Origin of the sequence: Rhizobium subbaraonis, assembly GCF_900220975.1 — a bacterium.
Taxonomy (GTDB): Bacteria; Pseudomonadota; Alphaproteobacteria; order Rhizobiales; family Rhizobiaceae; genus Mycoplana; species Mycoplana subbaraonis.
Genome location: NZ_OBQD01000035.1, coordinates 1 through 15,587 on the forward strand (window position 1 = coordinate 1; position 15,587 = coordinate 15,587).

General features: G+C 63.4%; 21 protein-coding genes and 1 pseudogene. All 22 read right to left on the reverse strand.

What is annotated here, in order from left to right:
- Nucleotides 1-96: 96 nt before the first annotated feature.
- Nucleotides 97-810, reverse strand: a pseudogene (trbB, locus tag CRO48_RS29030) (P-type conjugative transfer ATPase TrbB); the annotation flags it as partial.
- A gap of 167 nt (nucleotides 811-977) precedes the next feature.
- Complete coding sequence (locus CRO48_RS29035) at nucleotides 978-1,442, reverse strand: CopG family transcriptional regulator (RefSeq protein WP_097143152.1); 465 nt, start codon at nucleotides 1,440-1,442, stop codon at nucleotides 978-980.
- Nucleotides 1,443-1,446: 4 nt separating this feature from the next.
- Nucleotides 1,447-3,432 (reverse strand): conjugal transfer protein TraG, encoded by a 1,986-nt coding sequence (locus tag CRO48_RS29040; RefSeq protein WP_097143153.1) that lies wholly within the window; start codon nucleotides 3,430-3,432, stop codon nucleotides 1,447-1,449.
- Nucleotides 3,433-3,461: 29 nt separating this feature from the next.
- On the reverse strand, nucleotides 3,462-5,201 hold the full coding sequence (locus CRO48_RS29045; RefSeq protein ID WP_097143154.1) for a relaxase/mobilization nuclease domain-containing protein: 1,740 nt from the start codon (nucleotides 5,199-5,201) through the stop codon (nucleotides 3,462-3,464).
- Nucleotides 5,191-5,448, reverse strand: coding sequence for a hypothetical protein (locus CRO48_RS31930; protein ID WP_141402143.1), 258 nt, complete (start codon nucleotides 5,446-5,448; stop codon nucleotides 5,191-5,193). Before CRO48_RS31930 ends, CRO48_RS29045 begins: the two co-directional genes overlap by 11 nt.
- Nucleotides 5,445-6,200, reverse strand: a complete 756-nt coding sequence (locus CRO48_RS29050; protein ID WP_097143155.1) for a lytic transglycosylase domain-containing protein — start codon at nucleotides 6,198-6,200, stop codon at nucleotides 5,445-5,447. The genes CRO48_RS31930 and CRO48_RS29050 overlap by 4 nt, the downstream gene beginning before the upstream one ends.
- Before the next feature lie 3 nt (nucleotides 6,201-6,203).
- Nucleotides 6,204-6,539 (reverse strand): DUF736 domain-containing protein, encoded by a 336-nt coding sequence (locus CRO48_RS29055; RefSeq protein ID WP_097143156.1) that lies wholly within the window; start codon nucleotides 6,537-6,539, stop codon nucleotides 6,204-6,206.
- Nucleotides 6,540-6,586: 47 nt separating this feature from the next.
- Complete coding sequence (locus tag CRO48_RS29060) at nucleotides 6,587-7,132, reverse strand: S26 family signal peptidase (RefSeq protein ID WP_097143157.1); 546 nt, start codon at nucleotides 7,130-7,132, stop codon at nucleotides 6,587-6,589.
- Nucleotides 7,129-7,650 carry a DUF2840 domain-containing protein gene (locus CRO48_RS29065; protein WP_097143158.1) on the reverse strand — a complete coding sequence of 174 codons (522 nt, stop codon included), beginning with the start codon at nucleotides 7,648-7,650 and terminating at the stop codon, nucleotides 7,129-7,131. Before CRO48_RS29065 ends, CRO48_RS29060 begins: the two co-directional genes overlap by 4 nt.
- Complete coding sequence (locus CRO48_RS29070) at nucleotides 7,647-7,898, reverse strand: hypothetical protein (protein WP_097143159.1); 252 nt, start codon at nucleotides 7,896-7,898, stop codon at nucleotides 7,647-7,649. The genes CRO48_RS29065 and CRO48_RS29070 overlap by 4 nt, the downstream gene beginning before the upstream one ends.
- The gene (locus CRO48_RS29075) at nucleotides 7,895-8,653 is read right to left on the reverse strand and encodes a DNA-methyltransferase (RefSeq protein ID WP_097143160.1); all 759 of its coding nucleotides are present in this window, start codon (nucleotides 8,651-8,653) and stop codon (nucleotides 7,895-7,897) included. The genes CRO48_RS29070 and CRO48_RS29075 overlap by 4 nt, the downstream gene beginning before the upstream one ends.
- Entirely contained in the window at nucleotides 8,650-9,303 is a 654-nt protein-coding gene (parA, locus tag CRO48_RS29080; RefSeq protein ID WP_097143161.1) for a ParA family partition ATPase, read from the reverse strand. Before parA ends, CRO48_RS29075 begins: the two co-directional genes overlap by 4 nt.
- Nucleotides 9,303-10,472 (reverse strand): replication initiator protein A, encoded by a 1,170-nt coding sequence (locus CRO48_RS29085; RefSeq protein ID WP_097143162.1) that lies wholly within the window; start codon nucleotides 10,470-10,472, stop codon nucleotides 9,303-9,305. Before CRO48_RS29085 ends, parA begins: the two co-directional genes overlap by 1 nt.
- Nucleotides 10,473-10,490: 18 nt before the next feature.
- A complete protein-coding gene (locus CRO48_RS29090) occupies nucleotides 10,491-10,772 on the reverse strand; it encodes a helix-turn-helix transcriptional regulator (RefSeq protein WP_097143163.1) in 282 nt (93 codons plus the stop codon).
- 138 nt (nucleotides 10,773-10,910) lie between these two features.
- Nucleotides 10,911-11,396: a DUF2285 domain-containing protein gene (locus CRO48_RS33425; protein WP_097143164.1), complete on the reverse strand. Its 486-nt coding sequence runs from the start codon at nucleotides 11,394-11,396 to the stop codon at nucleotides 10,911-10,913.
- The gene (locus CRO48_RS33605) at nucleotides 11,362-11,673 is read right to left on the reverse strand and encodes a transcriptional regulator domain-containing protein (RefSeq protein ID WP_376884951.1); all 312 of its coding nucleotides are present in this window, start codon (nucleotides 11,671-11,673) and stop codon (nucleotides 11,362-11,364) included. Before CRO48_RS33605 ends, CRO48_RS33425 begins: the two co-directional genes overlap by 35 nt.
- 127 nt (nucleotides 11,674-11,800) lie before the next feature.
- On the reverse strand, nucleotides 11,801-12,064 hold the full coding sequence (locus CRO48_RS29100; RefSeq protein ID WP_425359574.1) for a DNA -binding domain-containing protein: 264 nt from the start codon (nucleotides 12,062-12,064) through the stop codon (nucleotides 11,801-11,803).
- 113 nt (nucleotides 12,065-12,177) lie between these two features.
- On the reverse strand, nucleotides 12,178-12,414 hold the full coding sequence (locus CRO48_RS29105; protein WP_097143166.1) for a helix-turn-helix domain-containing protein: 237 nt from the start codon (nucleotides 12,412-12,414) through the stop codon (nucleotides 12,178-12,180).
- Between the two features lie 200 nt (nucleotides 12,415-12,614).
- A complete protein-coding gene (locus CRO48_RS32555) occupies nucleotides 12,615-12,779 on the reverse strand; it encodes a hypothetical protein (RefSeq protein WP_165910062.1) in 165 nt (54 codons plus the stop codon).
- 174 nt (nucleotides 12,780-12,953) lie between these two features.
- Nucleotides 12,954-13,118: a hypothetical protein gene (locus CRO48_RS32560; RefSeq protein WP_164056812.1), complete on the reverse strand. Its 165-nt coding sequence runs from the start codon at nucleotides 13,116-13,118 to the stop codon at nucleotides 12,954-12,956.
- 292 nt (nucleotides 13,119-13,410) lie between these two features.
- Nucleotides 13,411-13,956: a hypothetical protein gene (locus CRO48_RS29110; RefSeq protein WP_141402144.1), complete on the reverse strand. Its 546-nt coding sequence runs from the start codon at nucleotides 13,954-13,956 to the stop codon at nucleotides 13,411-13,413.
- Nucleotides 13,957-14,512: 556 nt separating this feature from the next.
- On the reverse strand, nucleotides 14,513-14,914 hold the full coding sequence (locus CRO48_RS29115; RefSeq protein ID WP_097143168.1) for a single-stranded DNA-binding protein: 402 nt from the start codon (nucleotides 14,912-14,914) through the stop codon (nucleotides 14,513-14,515).
- Between the last annotated feature and the right edge of the window lie 673 nt (nucleotides 14,915-15,587).

A 15,587-nucleotide genomic window follows, 5' to 3' on the forward strand; every position in this document is an offset into this window, starting at 1 on the left:
TCTTCTCGAAAGTCATGACACGGTTCCTTCTCTGAGTTGCGCAGAATGATCTTAGCATCTCGCGCGACGGGTTCGGAGGGCCGTCCACATCATCAATTTGAGCAGGTCGAGAGCTTCGGGACCGCGCACCTCGCCGACGATGATGCGGTCAGGCCGGAAGCGCATGGCGGAGCGTGCCAGATCGGTCAGATTGGCGATGAAATCCTTGGTGCGCATCGGCACCTTGTTCTCGGACTGGCTTTGAAGCTCGCGGGTATCCTCGATGATGAGAAGCCGATCCTGCCCCTTCGCCACTTCGGCCAGCAGAGCATTGGTGAGTGTCGTCTTGCCGGTGCCCGTGCCGCCGGCGACGAGGACATTGGCGTGCGATGCGACGGCCTCGCGCAGCAATGCCGCCTGATTGGCGGTCATCGTTCCTGCCGCAACATAGTCGTCGAGTGTGAACACCGAGATCGCCGGCTTGCGGATGGCGAAGGCCGGACCGGTGACGATCGGAGGCAGGAGACCTTCGAAGCGTTCGCCGCTGTCGGGCAGTTCGGCCGAAACACGTGGAGCGCCGGCATGAACTTCTGCGCCGACGTGGTGAGCAACCAGGCGGATGATGCGTTCGCCATCCGCGGGCAAGATGCGCTCGCCGGTGTCGGACATGCCTTCGGAGAGCCGGTCGATCCACAATCGCCCATCCGGATTGAGCATTACCTCGACGACACCGGGATCTTCCAGAAAGCGGGCGATGGATGCACCTAGCGCGGTGCGCAGCATCCGGGCGCCACGCGCAAAGCCTTCTGAATTTCGATGCGAGACTGCCATCCGATCCCCGTTTCTCGCCGAGGAAAATCAGACGGTCCCCGGATGGGGATGATTAAAGGAGCCAGAAATTATGCTGATTCAACAAGGAATTGGCGTCGTAGTAGCGTAGCGTGCAAATACAGGGAAACGGCGGTGCCGCGATCTGCTTGATCTCGCGAAAGCCGTCACTACTCGCCATGTGCGCCCATGCGCGGGGAGCCCTGACTGTCAGATGAGTCGGCGACATCCTCGGAAATTTCCTGCCGCAGTTTTGGCCCCTGAGCGAGCCGGCGGCCGAGTGCCGAGACGAATGCCTCATAGCGCTCGCCGGCCTTGGCTCGCGCCGCCTGTACGGCCGGTTCGGGCAGTGCTGGCGTGGTGGTGAGCCAGAAGCGAACGAACACGGCAAGCGTCTCGACCGAAATGCCGACATCACGTTCCAGCCGCGTCATGCGGCGATCGATCTGGTCGAGACGCTTGGTGATCAACCCCTCGCGCCGTTCGGCGTCGTCCGGCGACAGGAAGGAGGCGACGGCCGCCTCCACGATCAAGGACATCGGCTGCTCCCGGCGCGCCGAATAGTCCGAGAGCATCGTCATGACGTCGGGTTCGAGATAAACGGAGATCTGCGTCTTCTTTTTCCTGCCGGTCATGCGTTCACAGCTCCATCCCGTCATTCGGATCAAGCGACACCTGCCGCGCCACACCCTGCATGAGCCGGGTCATACGACGGTTCCGGGTGGCTTCCTCCTCCATCTCATCGGGGGGATCGATCTCGAACTCGTTCTCGATCGGCTCCTTTTTCTCGACGGGTTTCACCCGGCTCAGCTCCGGCTGACGCCGGCGTTCGGATTCGGTCGGGTCCTCATCCTCTTCGGTGGCGCCCGCCACGACGTCATCGAACGGAGGGCGGGTCGGGATCGGCAGGCGGCTCCAGTCATCCGGATGCGGTTCGCCGGCACGGACCAGTTTCGGCGGAGGTAATATCCGCTCCTGAAACCGCGCATCCTCGAAATACCGCGCCTTCTTCGCCCGGATCGGCGGCGTTCCAGCGACCATGACGATCTCGTCGGCCGGAGGAAGCTGCATGATCTCGCCAGGGGTGAGCAGCGGCCGCGCGGTTTCCGAGCGCGAGACCATCAAATGCCCGAGCCAGGGCGACAACCGGTGCCCGGCATAGTTCTTCATCGCCTTCATCTCTGTGGCGGTGCCGAGTGCATCGCTCACCCTCTTCGCGGTTCTCTCGTCATTCGTCGCGAAGGAGACTCTCACATGGCAATTGTCGAGGATCGAATTGTTTGGCCCGTATGCCTTCTCGATCTGGTTTAGCGACTGCGCGATCAGGAATGATTTGAGACCATAGCCTGCCATGAAGGCCAAAGCCGACTCGAAGAAATCCAACCTTCCCAGAGCCGGAAACTCATCCAGCATGAGCAGCAATCTTTGTCGTCCCGCCTTCGCCTGCAGATCCTCGGTCAGGCGCCGGCCAATCTGGTTGAGGATCAGGCGAATGAGCGGCTTCGTCCGATTGATGTCTGACGGCGGTACGACGAGGTAGAGCGTCGTCGGCTTCTTGCGGCCGACGATGTCGGTAATGCGCCAGTCGCAACGGCGCGTCACCTCTGCAACGACAGGATCGCGGTACAAGCCCAGAAACGACATGGCGGTCGACAACACGCCGGATCTCTCGTTGTCGCTCTTGTTCAGCAGTTCGCGTGCAGCACTGGCAATGACCGGATGCGGACCGGCTTCACCCAGATGCGCCGTCTTCATCATCGCGGCGAGAGTCGACTCGATCGGCCGCTTCGGATCGGACAGGAATGCCGCGACGCCGGCCAGCGTCTTGTCTTTCTCAGCATAAAGAACGTGCAGGATGGCGCCGACGAGAAGCGCATGCGACGTCTTCTCCCAATGGTTCCGCTTGTCGAGCGAGCCTTCGGGATCGACCAGGATGTCGGCGATGTTCTGGACGTCGCGGACCTCCCATTCACCCCGCCGCACCTCGAGCAGCGGATTGTAGGCGGCGGACTTTGCATTGGTCGGATCGAATAGCAGCACGCGACCGTGCTGGGATCGGAAGCCGGCGGTGAGTGTCCAGTTTTCGCCCTTGATGTCGTGGACGATGGCCGAACCGGGCCAAGTGAGCAGCGAAGGCACGACCAGGCCGACGCCCTTGCCCGATCTGGTCGGCGCGAAACACAGGACATGCTCCGGACCGTCATGCCGCAGATAGGCCCGATCGAGCCTGCCGAGAACAACGCCGTCCTGGTCGAGCAGACCGGCGGCCTTCACTTCCTCAGGCTCGGCCCAGCGCGCCGATCCGTAGGTCGCGACATTCTTGGCTTCGCGTGCCCGCCAGACCGACATGCCGATGGCAACCGCTATGGCGATGAAACCACCGGACGCGGCGATCATACCGCCTTCCACGAAGATCGGCGGCGCATAGGCGTCGTAGAAATACCACCACCAGAAAAAGGCCGGTGGGTAATAGACCGGCCAACCGGCAATCACGAACCAGGGATGGCCGAGCTGGGGCTGGAAGCCGAGTTGCCAGGCCGTCCACTGTGTCGCTCCCCAGGTCGTCATTAGCACGATCAGAAGGACGGTGAGGATCTGGCCCCAGAGGATTTTCGTCGCGGACATGGCGTTGGTCCTTTCTCCGATGTTGAAGGTTAAAGGCCGAGCCCTCTCTTGCGGCCAAAGCTCCAGTCGATGCCGCCGTCGTTACGGGCGATGCCGGAGACGTGCCGGCCGAGCTGCTTTTCCAGCGATGGAGACCACGGTACGAGCTGGAAGCCGAGACCGTCGTCGATCATCGCGTAGCGGCCGGAGGCAAGCGCGAAGCGTTGACGATAGGTGCCAGCGACATATTCGCCACTGCCAGCGCGGTTGAATGGCTGGCCCGTCTCGGTGGCGAGTTTCTCGCCAAGCGCATCGAGCTCGCGGCGGCGCAAGGTGTCGACCAGCCTGCGGGCGAACACCACGCTGAGTCCCTGCCGCTCGGCCAACCCCTCTTCGACAAGATGGTCAGCACGCCGCTCCATGGCCTGCTGCACCTCGGCGCCGAAGCCACCATCGGATAAGGAGAGCGGCTCCTTCGCGACTGCCTGTCGGTCGAGCCAGGTCGCGCCCGACGCCGAGATCTGTCGCTCGATGTCGAGATCGGAGCGAACGGCGAGTGCGACGCGGCGCTCACCGCGCGCATCATCGAATTTGCGCAGCTCGACGATCGAGCCGGGAACGCTGTCGCCGGCAGCATCGAGGTCGGGCAGCTTGATGTGATGGGTGCGTCCATCCACGCTGTCGACGACGGCATAGGCCGAGCCTCTCAGCTCGTCGTCGAGACCGCGATCGACCAGGCGACCGATGATCGGCTCATCGAGGCTTTCGCCTGCCAACACATAGTTGGCGGAGCCGCGCTCGATGCCGCGGTCCGTCAGCGCCTTGTGCATCCGTTTGATGATGTCGCCGCGTTCGCCGAGTTCGCGCAGCACCGCCTCGGCCTCGGGCTTGATGAACCATTGCGAATGGCCGACCTGTCCGGCCAGCCCAAGGACTTCCAGCTTGCGCAGCCGTCCGACCTTCAGGGCATGAAACTCGTCGGGCTGCCGATCGGCTCGCGGTGCGAGATCGACGATGCCGGTTTCTCGTGCATCCCGGACAAGCTGGCGGTCGAGCTGGGTCCAGCGCTCCGATTCAATCTGGCGCTCCAAAGTGCGGCGGATGTCGAGGTCGGTGCGCGGCCCCAGTTCCTGGGTGATGAGATCGCGCGCCCGGTCACGGATCCCTTCCTTGATGTAGTCACGCGAGATCACAAGATCCCGGCCGTCGTCGCGGACGCCGCGCACGATCAGGTGGACATGGGGATGCTCGGTGTTCCAGTGATCCACCGCCACCCAGTCGAGCCGAGTACCGAGATCCTTCTCCATCTGCCCGACGAGATCGCGGGTGAAGGATTTGAGGTCGGCCATTTCCACGGCGTCGTCCGGCGATACGATGAACCGGAAATGATGCCGGTCATCCTCGCAGCGTTCGGCGAAGGCGCCTGCATCGGCGTTCTCGGTTCCCGGCCCGAACAGGCGGGCCTTTTCCCCGTCACGGGTCACGCCCTCGCGACGCAGATAATTGAGATGGGTGCCGAGCGGCGCAGTCCGGGCGGAATGGCGCACGACACGCGCCTTGACGACGGCGCCGCGCGAGCGGGACGAGATCAGGCGATTGGCCTGAATGCTGGCGCGCTGGCCGTGACCGAAGCGCGAGCGGTTGCCGGAGACGACGCGGCCGGAGCGAGACACGCCGCCGCCGGCCTTCTTCGCCGCGGCGAGCGCCTGCGAAATGAAGGACCGCGCCGACTGCGCCCGGCTGGACCGGATGCACCCCGGTCGGACGCGGAACTCGCGCTCATCGGCCATGGCGCAACTCCGCAATGTGCAAAAGATCGCGCAGAAACAGGGTGTTGGACTGCTTGCGAACATTGCGGCAAAGCCGGACAATGTGCAAAAGGGGCCAGAAACCTAAACAAAAACAACCGCCCAACCGCCGCGCAATGTGCGCCCTTTTATCCTGCCATCCTTCGGTCGCTGCTCCTGCCTCCACCCCCGGCACACTCCATGATGCGCCAGAGCCCGACAGGATGCGAAAGAGCCGGTTGACTGTCATTGCGCACCGTCTCCCTCTCGCCTGGCGAGGAAAATGGGTGCCGTCTGCAATCCGGCAGCATTGTCGTCCTGCGCCGGAACGGAAGGTTGCAGACCGTTCGGCTGACGATTGGCAACAGGTCGGCGGTTATCGTCGCGCGCCACGAAGAGCGATGCTTCGCGCCAATCGGCCGGCGGCTGGAGCACGATGTGCGTTCCGTCCGACGGCGCGGCGGCACCAAGCGCGGGCGCGAGCAAAGCGACATAGGCGCGCGTCTCTGCCGGCAGAGCGCGGCCGGTGGCGAGATGCTGGTCGTAGCGCGCCGGGCCAGCATTATAGGCAGCAAGCATCGCCGGGACCGTGCCGTAGCGATCAAGCATCTCGCGCAGATAGGCGGTGCCGGCGATGATGTTGTCGCGAGGATCGAACGGATCACGACCGAGCCGGTAACGAGCGCGCAGTTCGGCCCAGGTTTCGGGCATGATCTGCATGAGGCCAAGCGCACCGGCGGGCGATACCGCACGCACGTCGTCACGGCTTTCGGTGTGCTTCACCGCGACGATCCATGCCTGCGGGATAGCGAAGCGCTGCGACGCCTCGGCGATGTGCGCGGCATGGGGATCGGCGATCGCGGCGCGGGTCGGCGGCAGCGATTGCGCAACAGCCGGACACGCCGCGGAGGCGGCAAAGGTCAGGCTGGAAAGAAGAAGGGAGAGTGCCGAGCGTCGGACGGTAGCAGAACGTCCGACGCAGGCACGTTGCCGAATTGCCACCGTTCAGTCCTCCTTCCGCTTCTTCGACGGCGGGTTGGTGTGCAGGCCCCAGGCGGAGCCGTCGTCACCGGCACGGAAGAGGTTTGCGCGAAGCGTGCCGCCGAACAGCGGGCTGTAGATCTCGACGGAGACGAATTCGCCGGCGCGGTCGCCGACATGCGACCAGCCAGCGCCGATATCGAGACCTTCCTCGTCGCCGAGCAGAACGCGGTAAGCAGGGGCATTCTTTGCTTCCGAAGGCTCGGCCGGAACGAAGGTGATTTCCTCGTCGATGCCGAGCGCCCTGAAACGCCCTTTGAAGCCGGATTGCGTGCGGGTGAAATGTCCAATCTGAGCCATGCTCATGGTCTCCTGTGTTGTGCGGCAAGGTTGCGAAACTTGCGCCGTCACCGCGTCGGCGCGCGCCAGACGAAGCGGCCTTCGCCGTCCTCGTCGGTGTAGAGAGGGATTGCCCGGCCGATCACGGTGGAGGCCGGAAGCGGCCCGAAATAGCGGCCGTCGAGACTGTCGCGGACTTCCCAGTTCATCAGGAAAAGCTCGTCATCCGCGACGACGCGGCAGCCCTGCCAGATGGGCAGCGCGCGGCCGAGGCGATCGCGGTCGAGCGCTTCGCCCATCTCGATCCCATCGACCGTGATCAGGTCGCGGCTGCGGCACACGCGCTGACCGGGCAAGCCAAGGACGCGCTTCAGCAGCGGCACGCCGCGGCCGACATAGCCGCGCTCCACCATGAAGTCGGCGAGCGGTTCGGGCGGCATGACGGCGACCAGTTCGGGCACCTCCAGCCGATCGGCTGGCGCGATGGTGTAGAAGCCGATCGGCGCGCTTTCGGTGGCGTTCCAGATCAGCTTGGTGGATGTCGGGATGAACGCAGCGATGGCGACGCCCATCGCCGCGAAATACGTCACCATGACGTAGCCGAAGCGGGTCATCGGCCGATCTCCCGCCGCTTGAGCCACGCCTGATGACGCTCCATCGTGTAGGAGCGTGGAGTCTCGCCGGACTGCATTCGGTGAGCGATGTGGCGCCAGTGATCGGGGGCGACGTCGCAGGCGTCGATGCCGACACGCTCGATCGCATCGATGTGGCGCAGCACGTCCTCGACCTTGGGCCAGCCCTCGATCTTGAGCAGAATCTCGCCACCGGGACGCACGAAGGGCAGCGTCTGATAGGTTTCGCCCGGCTCGACGGCGCGCACGATGTCGATGCGTGATATGATCGTGCCGAAATCGTTGCCGGCCCAGCGGGCGAAGGCGAAGATGCTGTTTGGGCGGAAAGAAATGACGCGACGGCGGCGATCGAGGATCAGTTCGCCGGATTCCCGGCCGAACCTGATCCAGTATTCGACCTTCTTCTCGATCCATGTCAGCTCGACATGGGTCATATCGTCGGTAGAGCCTGCGGACGGCAACGGGCCGCCGCGCAAGCGGGGAGCCGCATTGCCGGTCATGAGGGGTCTCCTTGGGTTGGCGGGAATTCACGAGCGAAGAGATCGCGCAGCATGTCGGCGACGGTGACGCCGCGCCGGAAGGCAGCGATCTTGATCCTGCCGCGCAGCTCGGGCGTCACGTCGATGGTCAGCCGGGCGGTGAAACCGCCGGCGTCACCATTGCGGAGCGGCGCGTCGGCAGCCCTGATCCAATGGTCGGGATCGGCAGGCCGGGAGGCGAAGCCTTTGCGGGCGGGACGCTTGCTCATGGCGCGGCCCTCCCGTCGAACGGCAGCACCGATGCGATCCGGGCGCGCGCCTTCTCCGCCATGTCGGGTCTGATCTCGCAGCCGAGATAGCGTCGGCCGGTAAGCCGGCAGGCTTCACCGGCCGCGCCCGATCCGGCGAACCAGTCGCCGACAAGCCCGCCCTCCGGGCAGCTTGTTCGGATCAGGATTTCCATGAGCGCCGACGGTTTCTCGGTCGGATGGATGGCACGGCCGTGGCAGTTTCGCAGGTAGATGACCGAGCGCATGAGGCGCGGCCCGCCGTCATGGCTGACATAGTGACCGGCATCGATATGGCCGGTGTGCGGCGGGCGCATCTTGCGCCGCACGGTGCGCGCCGTCGCATCCGGCGTGGTCTGGACGTCGTTGTAGATGTCGCGCCAGGCGGTCTCGGCCGGGTAGAACTGGACGGCCAGTTCATGCACGCGCTTGAAGCGGTCCGCGTGGAACGACGATCCGTTCTGCTTCTCCCAGACGATCTCCTGGGCGATCTGCAAACCGGCATCGGCGAACTGGTCGGCGGTCGCCATGAAATGGCGCAGCGAGCCGAATACCCAGAGCGAGCCGGTGGGTGTGAGCGCCACGCGAGCGAGCGTGATCCAGTCGGCGACGCGACGATCCCAGGCAAGCGATGTGTCGCCGTAAGGGGGATCGGCCAGGATCAAGTCGAACGGGCCGCGTGCCGGCATGAGATCGCGGCAATCGCCGGTTAGCACGGTTTCGGTGAGGACTGTCATGATGCGGCCCTCCCGATTTCGAGATGCTCGATCTCGGCGGCCAGCGCCGCGATCTCGCGCGTGGCCGGCGTGTCGTCGTCAAGTTCGGATGCGAGGCGACCGGATTGCGCGGCAACGGCAAAAGCGATGCGCTGGCCGATAGTGGTGGTCAGCACCGGCGGATCGTGATCGGCGAGTGTCTCGGCTGTCTCGCGTGCGAGCACGGTGCGGGCGCCGCAGCGGTTCAGCACGAAACGTGCGGCCAGTTCCGGCCGGTAGATGAGCGCCTCGGAGAGCAGCGCCAGCATCTCGGCCGAGGCCCAGCCGTCGAGCGGCGACGGCTGTACGGGGATCAGCACGAGGTCGGCGGCGAGCAGCGCCGAGCGCATGAGGCCGGCGACCCTCGGTGGCCCGTCGATGACGATATGATCGACGTTGCGGGCAAGTTCAGGCGCCTCGCGATGCAGCGTATCGCGCGCCAGGCCGACGACGCCGAACAGGCGCGGAAGGCCCTCACGGCTGCGCTGCTGCGACCAGTCGAGCGCCGAACCCTGCGGATCGGCGTCGATCAGGGTGACGCGCTTGCCGCGTGCCGCCCATTCCCCGGCGAGGTTCAGCGCCAGCGTTGTCTTGCCGACGCCGCCCTTCTGATTGAGGAGCGCGACGATCATCAGCGTCCTCCCGGTGGATCGAGAGGAAGCCGAGGTATTTCGGGATCGGATGCAGGAGTCTCGGGGAGATCGGGGGCCGGTCGGGGGGCGGACGGCCTGGCCGAAACGCTCTTTTTCGCGGCTATGCTGAGGCTTCTGGCAGCGTCGCGGATGAGGTTTTCCACATCGCGCCCGCGCTCTTTAAGGTTAGATTCTTGGTTAGACTCTAAGTTAAGGGCGCGATTTCGTGTTTGATTTCCGCGCGTTACCCCCTGTTTGGGTTCCTGATAGCACGAGCCTCCGGTTCCCGATAGCACGATAGTCCGGGTTCCCGATAGCACGAGTCTATCCACAGGTTTTCCACAGGTCGGAGTGGGCTCGAAAGCGAGCAGCGTGCGCCCGCCGATCTCGGTCTCAAGGGAGAGCCTGTAGCCCGGCAGTGGCTGGCGCCGGATGATGTCGCGCAGTTCGAAGGCGAAGCGCTTGAACGGCGACAGGCTGCCGGATTTCTGATGGAGATGGCGGAAGTCGAAACGCCAGCCGTCTCGCTGGCGGCCGCCGTGCTTGCGCACCAGGCGGTAGAGCCAGCGGTCGAGGCCGCCCGTCAGATCGAAATAGGCGCGGTCGATGGTCAGCACGAGGGCATCGTCGATAACGGCCTGGTAGAACCAGTCCGGGACGATCATCTCGATGCCCTCGGGACGGCCGTTGCGGTCGGTGCGCTCCTGCCATTCGTTGATCCACGAGAAACGATGGCGACGGCCCTCGGCCGGCTGTCGGATCGAGGTGGACACCGTGGTCGATTGCAGCCGGTCGAGTGCTGCCTTCAGGCGCTGATAGTCGCGCACGCTGGTGCCACGCCCGACATAGGAAAGGATTTCGTATGGCGTGGCAGCCATCAGCCGGGAAGTGCGAAGCCCGGCATCGCGGGCTTCGACGATCTGGCTTGCCGCCCAGATCAGGATATCGGCGTCCCAGATGGTCGCCATGCCGTGATCGGGGACGGCCTCGACCCGGATCGTCACATTGCCGGCGACGAAATCGATCGGCGCGACGCGATGGGTCTTGGAAAGGGAGAAGAAGGGATAGGCCATGAGATCCTGCGCGTCTCGTGGCGCGAAGTCGCCGGGGAGCGCCCGGAACAGATCGAGTTGTCCACGCTCCGAGAGGGACCGATGCCGCGCCGCCATTCGAAAAACCGGCCGCGATCAGCGTGCGTAGCGGCCAGGCTGCGGAACGGCGGGCAGCGCATGGCGCTTCGCCGGCAGCACCTGGCCACGCGGATCGGAGGTCGAGGTGACAGCGCCAAGTGCGGCCCAGGCTTCAAGATCGTCCACGGCGTAGACGACGCGCCCACCCAGCTTGCGATACGAAGGACCAGTCCCGTAGGTCCGATGCTTTTCAAGGGTTCGAGCGGAGAGGCTGAGGAATTCAGCGGCCTCCTTGGTGCGAAGGAAGCGCGGCGGCAAAATGACGGGATCGGGTCGCATGGGGCGGGCCTCCGTGGGGTTGCGGGCGGCGGCCGCGGATTAGCGGCGGACGGCGACCACGGTGGCGGAGGGAAGCCTTCAGGGGGGATGGGGAACTAAGGGGGACGAAAATCCCCACCCCCGGCTCACCAAAAACAGTTAGGATCGATGACGGTGACGCAGCAATTGGAGATAACCGCCGCTGGTCATGGCGAAACTACCTTCGACGAGCCCTATGACGGCATCGCGCAGAGAAGATGTTTTCCATGGTTCGGCGGCGATACGCGCATCACCATAGATGGCGATCGCGATTTCGCGGTAAGTCGCCCCGTCCAGGCGCGCGTCGAATGCGCGCAGCATCTGGCGGATACGCCGCCGGCGCTGCGACGTCAGCCGCATGTCTGTGGGGACACGACGGCGAAACAGCATCGCGCAAAAGCGGCTCAGCGCATGAAGCCGATCCAACGCGGCGGCATCGAGGATCAGAACAGCGACAAGGATGCCGCCGGATGGGGCATCGATACGGGTGACTTCGAGGCGTTCACCGGCAACGTCGATCCGCAGATGGAGAGCATCGATTCGGTCAAAGGAGTGCGCGCGGATGAAATCCTCAGCAGCGGCGGAATCGCCTGAAGCGAGGGACATCCTGTGGAGTAGAATTGCCCCAGGGTCGGCATTCGGGGTCCAGAAGATAGGATGATCGAGTGCTGTGTGCCGGGGATCGGCGGCGAAAGCACAACCCCCATTGTTCGGCGACGGCACGAGCCTGATCGCTATCAAGTTGCCCGCGCGCAGCGAGGCTCTCGTAGGCTTTCCGGTAATCCAAGTTTCGCCGAAGGAATTCCCAAGCAAGCTCGGACGTCGTCAATCGATCAATAAAGTCATAGTCGGCGTCGGACCGCCAGTCATGTTGTTCAGGCATCCCCTGACCTCCACATACGCTTTACGACTGTGGGCAATGCAAGGGCTACGATCTCAAGTTGCTTTGGTTTTGGGAACAACGAAGGTGGCGTAACGTGATGCGGGTTCTGCACCACCTGGATCGAAGGTCAGTGAAGGGCGGCGCGCATCAGGCTGGAATAGCCCTGCTCGGCCATCCACTTCGCCCGAGCCAGATGCGAGGCGTAGATTCGATGGGCGCGTTCTGCGTCTTTCCTGGGATCAAGGCGCAAGACCAACTCGGCAACCTCCTGCCAATCCGCGCCATCGGCCTCCGCATCGAGAAGACGCAGATACAGCTTTAGATGCGCCCGGTCGTAGGCGGTGAGCTCCGCGTCAGCCGGCGGATGGTCCATGAGCAAGTTTTTGATCACACGATCCCCACTACTGAACCCTATCCAATGTATTGGTGCTTGTTAACGGATTTGTGATGGCAAAACAGAGGTGGAAGCCGCGAATACGACGCCTCCCTACAGTCGGGACAGGATTAGAGAATTTCGCGAACAAGCATAACTCCCACACCACGATCGGAATTGAGGAAGACGATGCCGTTGTCTTCGAAAGACCGACGAACCTGATCGCGTGTGGTCTCGTATACCTCGAAGCCGCTTTCGGATTCGAGGCGTTTGAGGGCGGTCAATGATACACGGGCCTTGTCGGCGAGCGTCTCCTGCGTCCAACCAAGCAACGCGCGCGCGGCCCGAGATTGTCGGGCGGTGATCATGCATGATCACCTCCCACATGGACCTACGCACATTCCAAAACTACGGCTATTTTAGTCGCTCTTGCCGTGAAAATCCAGAAAAACCCTATTTGACTCAGCGAATCCGGCGAACGGCCACGAACTGATTCGGTTTCGGTAAACGCCGGCCTGGTGGCCCATGCGGGGCCACCGCCCGCAGGCGGTGGCCAACGCCGCCCGGCTCAAGCGAACGGGTCTATCTCGTTGATGACGGTATCGTCTTCTCCGTCGTATTCGGCGGCGGGCATCACGCTGAGCGTACCGTCGCCGGCGCGGAAGACGACGATAGTGACCATCAGGGTGGCGGCGAGGCTGAAGGCGAAGGCGTGGGCATCTGCAAGGGACATTTTCCGGCTCCTGTTTGGAGGCGGGGACCATTCCCCGCTCGACAGGCGCCCGATGTGTTTTGGTCCCGGCCGCGATCACCGCCGAGGCGAAGCCTCGCGCGGCGGCATGCTTCGCATAGTCCGACCCTTCATGGGTTGATCGCGGAAGGCCGGGATTGAAACCAAGGTTGCGTCTCAAAGAGCGGGGTGGTCTTTGCCGCCGTAGTCGGAAAATGATTTGCCGATGCCTTTCGCTGTGCCTTGGTTTGTTGGCCCCGTTCCGGTGTCGTTCGTCATTTCGACGGCCGCCGCCAGCACTGTCGGATCTGGGCAGGATAAGATGGCGAGTTCCTTTGCCATCCGTGGATCAGGCCGCGAAGCAGGAATACGGCACGATCCATAGCGTAGTCAGCGTTCGAGTCAGACCTGGCCGGGAGAAGAGGATGGGTTTGGGAAGGAGAAGGAGGGAACCGTCTCTCCTTCCCATGGGAGGGAGTTTGAGGGAGGGGCTTGCCTTTCCCTCATGGGGTGAGCGACGAGAGGGGTCGGCGCAGCCCCCCTTTCGTCAGTGCTGGCGGCCGGTCGATCCGGCTGTCAGCGCTCCCGCAGAGGCAAAGACCAGAGGCGGCGAATGCCGCCTCTGGTCTGCGTCTCACGGCTTGCTGTCGCAGTCGTCACCGTTGACGAAGACATAGATTGCGGAAAATTCCTCGCCTTCATCGTAACCATGCAGGTCTTCGTAGCATTCCTCGTCAATGTCGTCAGGATCGTGTTCAACGGACGACGGAGCCGATGTAGGGTATTCCTGCTGCGGTAGTTCCAAGCCGATGGCATCGATAGGAATGCCGAGCTTTCTTTCGATCCTACCAAGCAGAAGGCGAAACTCCTTCATCTCGCAGGGAACATGATCCCAAAGGTCCGAGCCTTTCGGCTCGCGCCAGTAATATTCATAGTTTTCGCGATGATTGCCGAAATCCTCGTCCAGTTCCGCGACCTTGGCCGGATCGGTATTGAGGATGAAGCGGCGTTCCGCTGCCAAAGCCTCGCGGGTGTAGGTGATGAATTGTGCGAGGAAATTTTCGAGGTAGTCATGCAGCGCCCGTTCGAGAGCCGTGTTGCAATCGAGACGATTGACCAGAACGTCGATCCGAAGCGCGGCAGCATCGGCATACATCTTGAGAAAATTTAATTCAGACATGGAAGCCTCCTTTGCGTTATCTGACGCAAAGGTGTCTGCATTGGCGACCCAAGGGGTCAAGGATCGCAACGCGACCGGCGGAGCCGGCGAGTGGGGGAGCCGAAATGCGTTAGCATTTTGAGGGGACCACGAAGTCCTTTACGCCGCAGGGGCGAATGCGACAATCGGAAGTCAGATAGAGAAGCCCCGCGGCGCCGACCAGGCGCCGCGTCCGTATGGGCTGGGGAGGTTTGGAGGGGGTGGACCACCCCCTTCATGGGTGGGGGTTCAAGGGGGCGGGGCTCGCCCTGCCCCTTTCGGGGAGAGTCATGAGAGGGGCGGCTTTCCCCCTTCTCATGAGGAGATCCGGCCGGTAGATCCGGCTGGAGGGCCTATCCATACAGTCCGAGGTCACGATCACCGACAAGCGGAGGGAGCATAGGCACCCCTCTCTTCGCGGCGTCTGCGCTCAGCTTCCCCGAGCAGAGGCGGCATTATTTGGCGCGGAAGCGGTGGTGTTCTGCCGCGAACATGGGAAAACCCGGCGGCTTGCGCCGCCGGGCCTTTGGCACCCCGCTCAGAACGGGATGTCATCGTCGAAATCGCGCTGTCCTTCACCGTTCTCGGTCTGCTTCGCTCGCGTCAGGAACGTGACCGACTCGGCGATGATCTCGGTGCCGTAGCGGTCATTGCCCTGCTGGTCGGTCCATTTCGTGTAATGGATGCGGCCCTCCACCAGTACCTTCATGCCCTTACTGCAATGCTCCTGGACCGTCTTGCCAACGCCGTTGAAGGCGATGACGCGATGCCATTCGGTATCCTGGACCCGGTAGCCGTTCTCGTCTCGGACAACCCGGCCTTCCGAATAGCGTGGGCGCGAGGTTGCGAGCGTGAAGTGGGTGATGCCGGTGCCGCCCTGGGTAGTGCGGGTTTCGGGGTCCTGGCCGATGTTGCCGGCAAGAATGGCGATGTTTGTCATTTTCGTATCTCCGTTGCGCCTCGGAGGGACCATCCCTCCGACGAGACCCGGCCAAGGCCGTCGGGAGATGCTTGCACTGGCGCTTTCAAGCGGCAGCCTGACCCGTAAGGCCCGGAGTGGGGCGGGCAGGCGCTTGCGCCAACTCGGTCCGGAGCCGCGCGGGTTGCGGTCAGAAACCGAACGGTCTTAGGGGATCAGTCAGTCGGAGGGATTGGTGCCTTTGAGAGCACAAACGGAGATATGCGGCGCAAACAATCGTCCTTGCCGGTAACAGCGTGGTGCCAGGCTCCGTGCTGAAACCCTTATCAGATCGGTGCGCCTGCAAGAGCCTCTTCACCCGTGACCTCATGCCGCCAGCCGGAAGGCCGGCAGTCCGGACGTAGCCTTAACGGCTATCGGGTTTCAGGCACATGGCGCCGTTCCCGGCTCGCCGGCTGAAGGAACGATCCAGTAGTATTGAGAGACGGAAACATGAAGGTGTTCGCGGTTGCCCCCGCTATACGGATACCGGACCGATGCGGAAGGTGCTGACCGTAACATCGCGCGGGATTGTCGTTCGGTGACTGCCTTCCCCTGCCGGGCGAAGCAGGCCGCGAATGAGGATGACGAACACCGCGCTGATCTGCCATCTCTCATCTGGGCGGGTGACAAAGAAACGGCGGCGCAAGCCGCA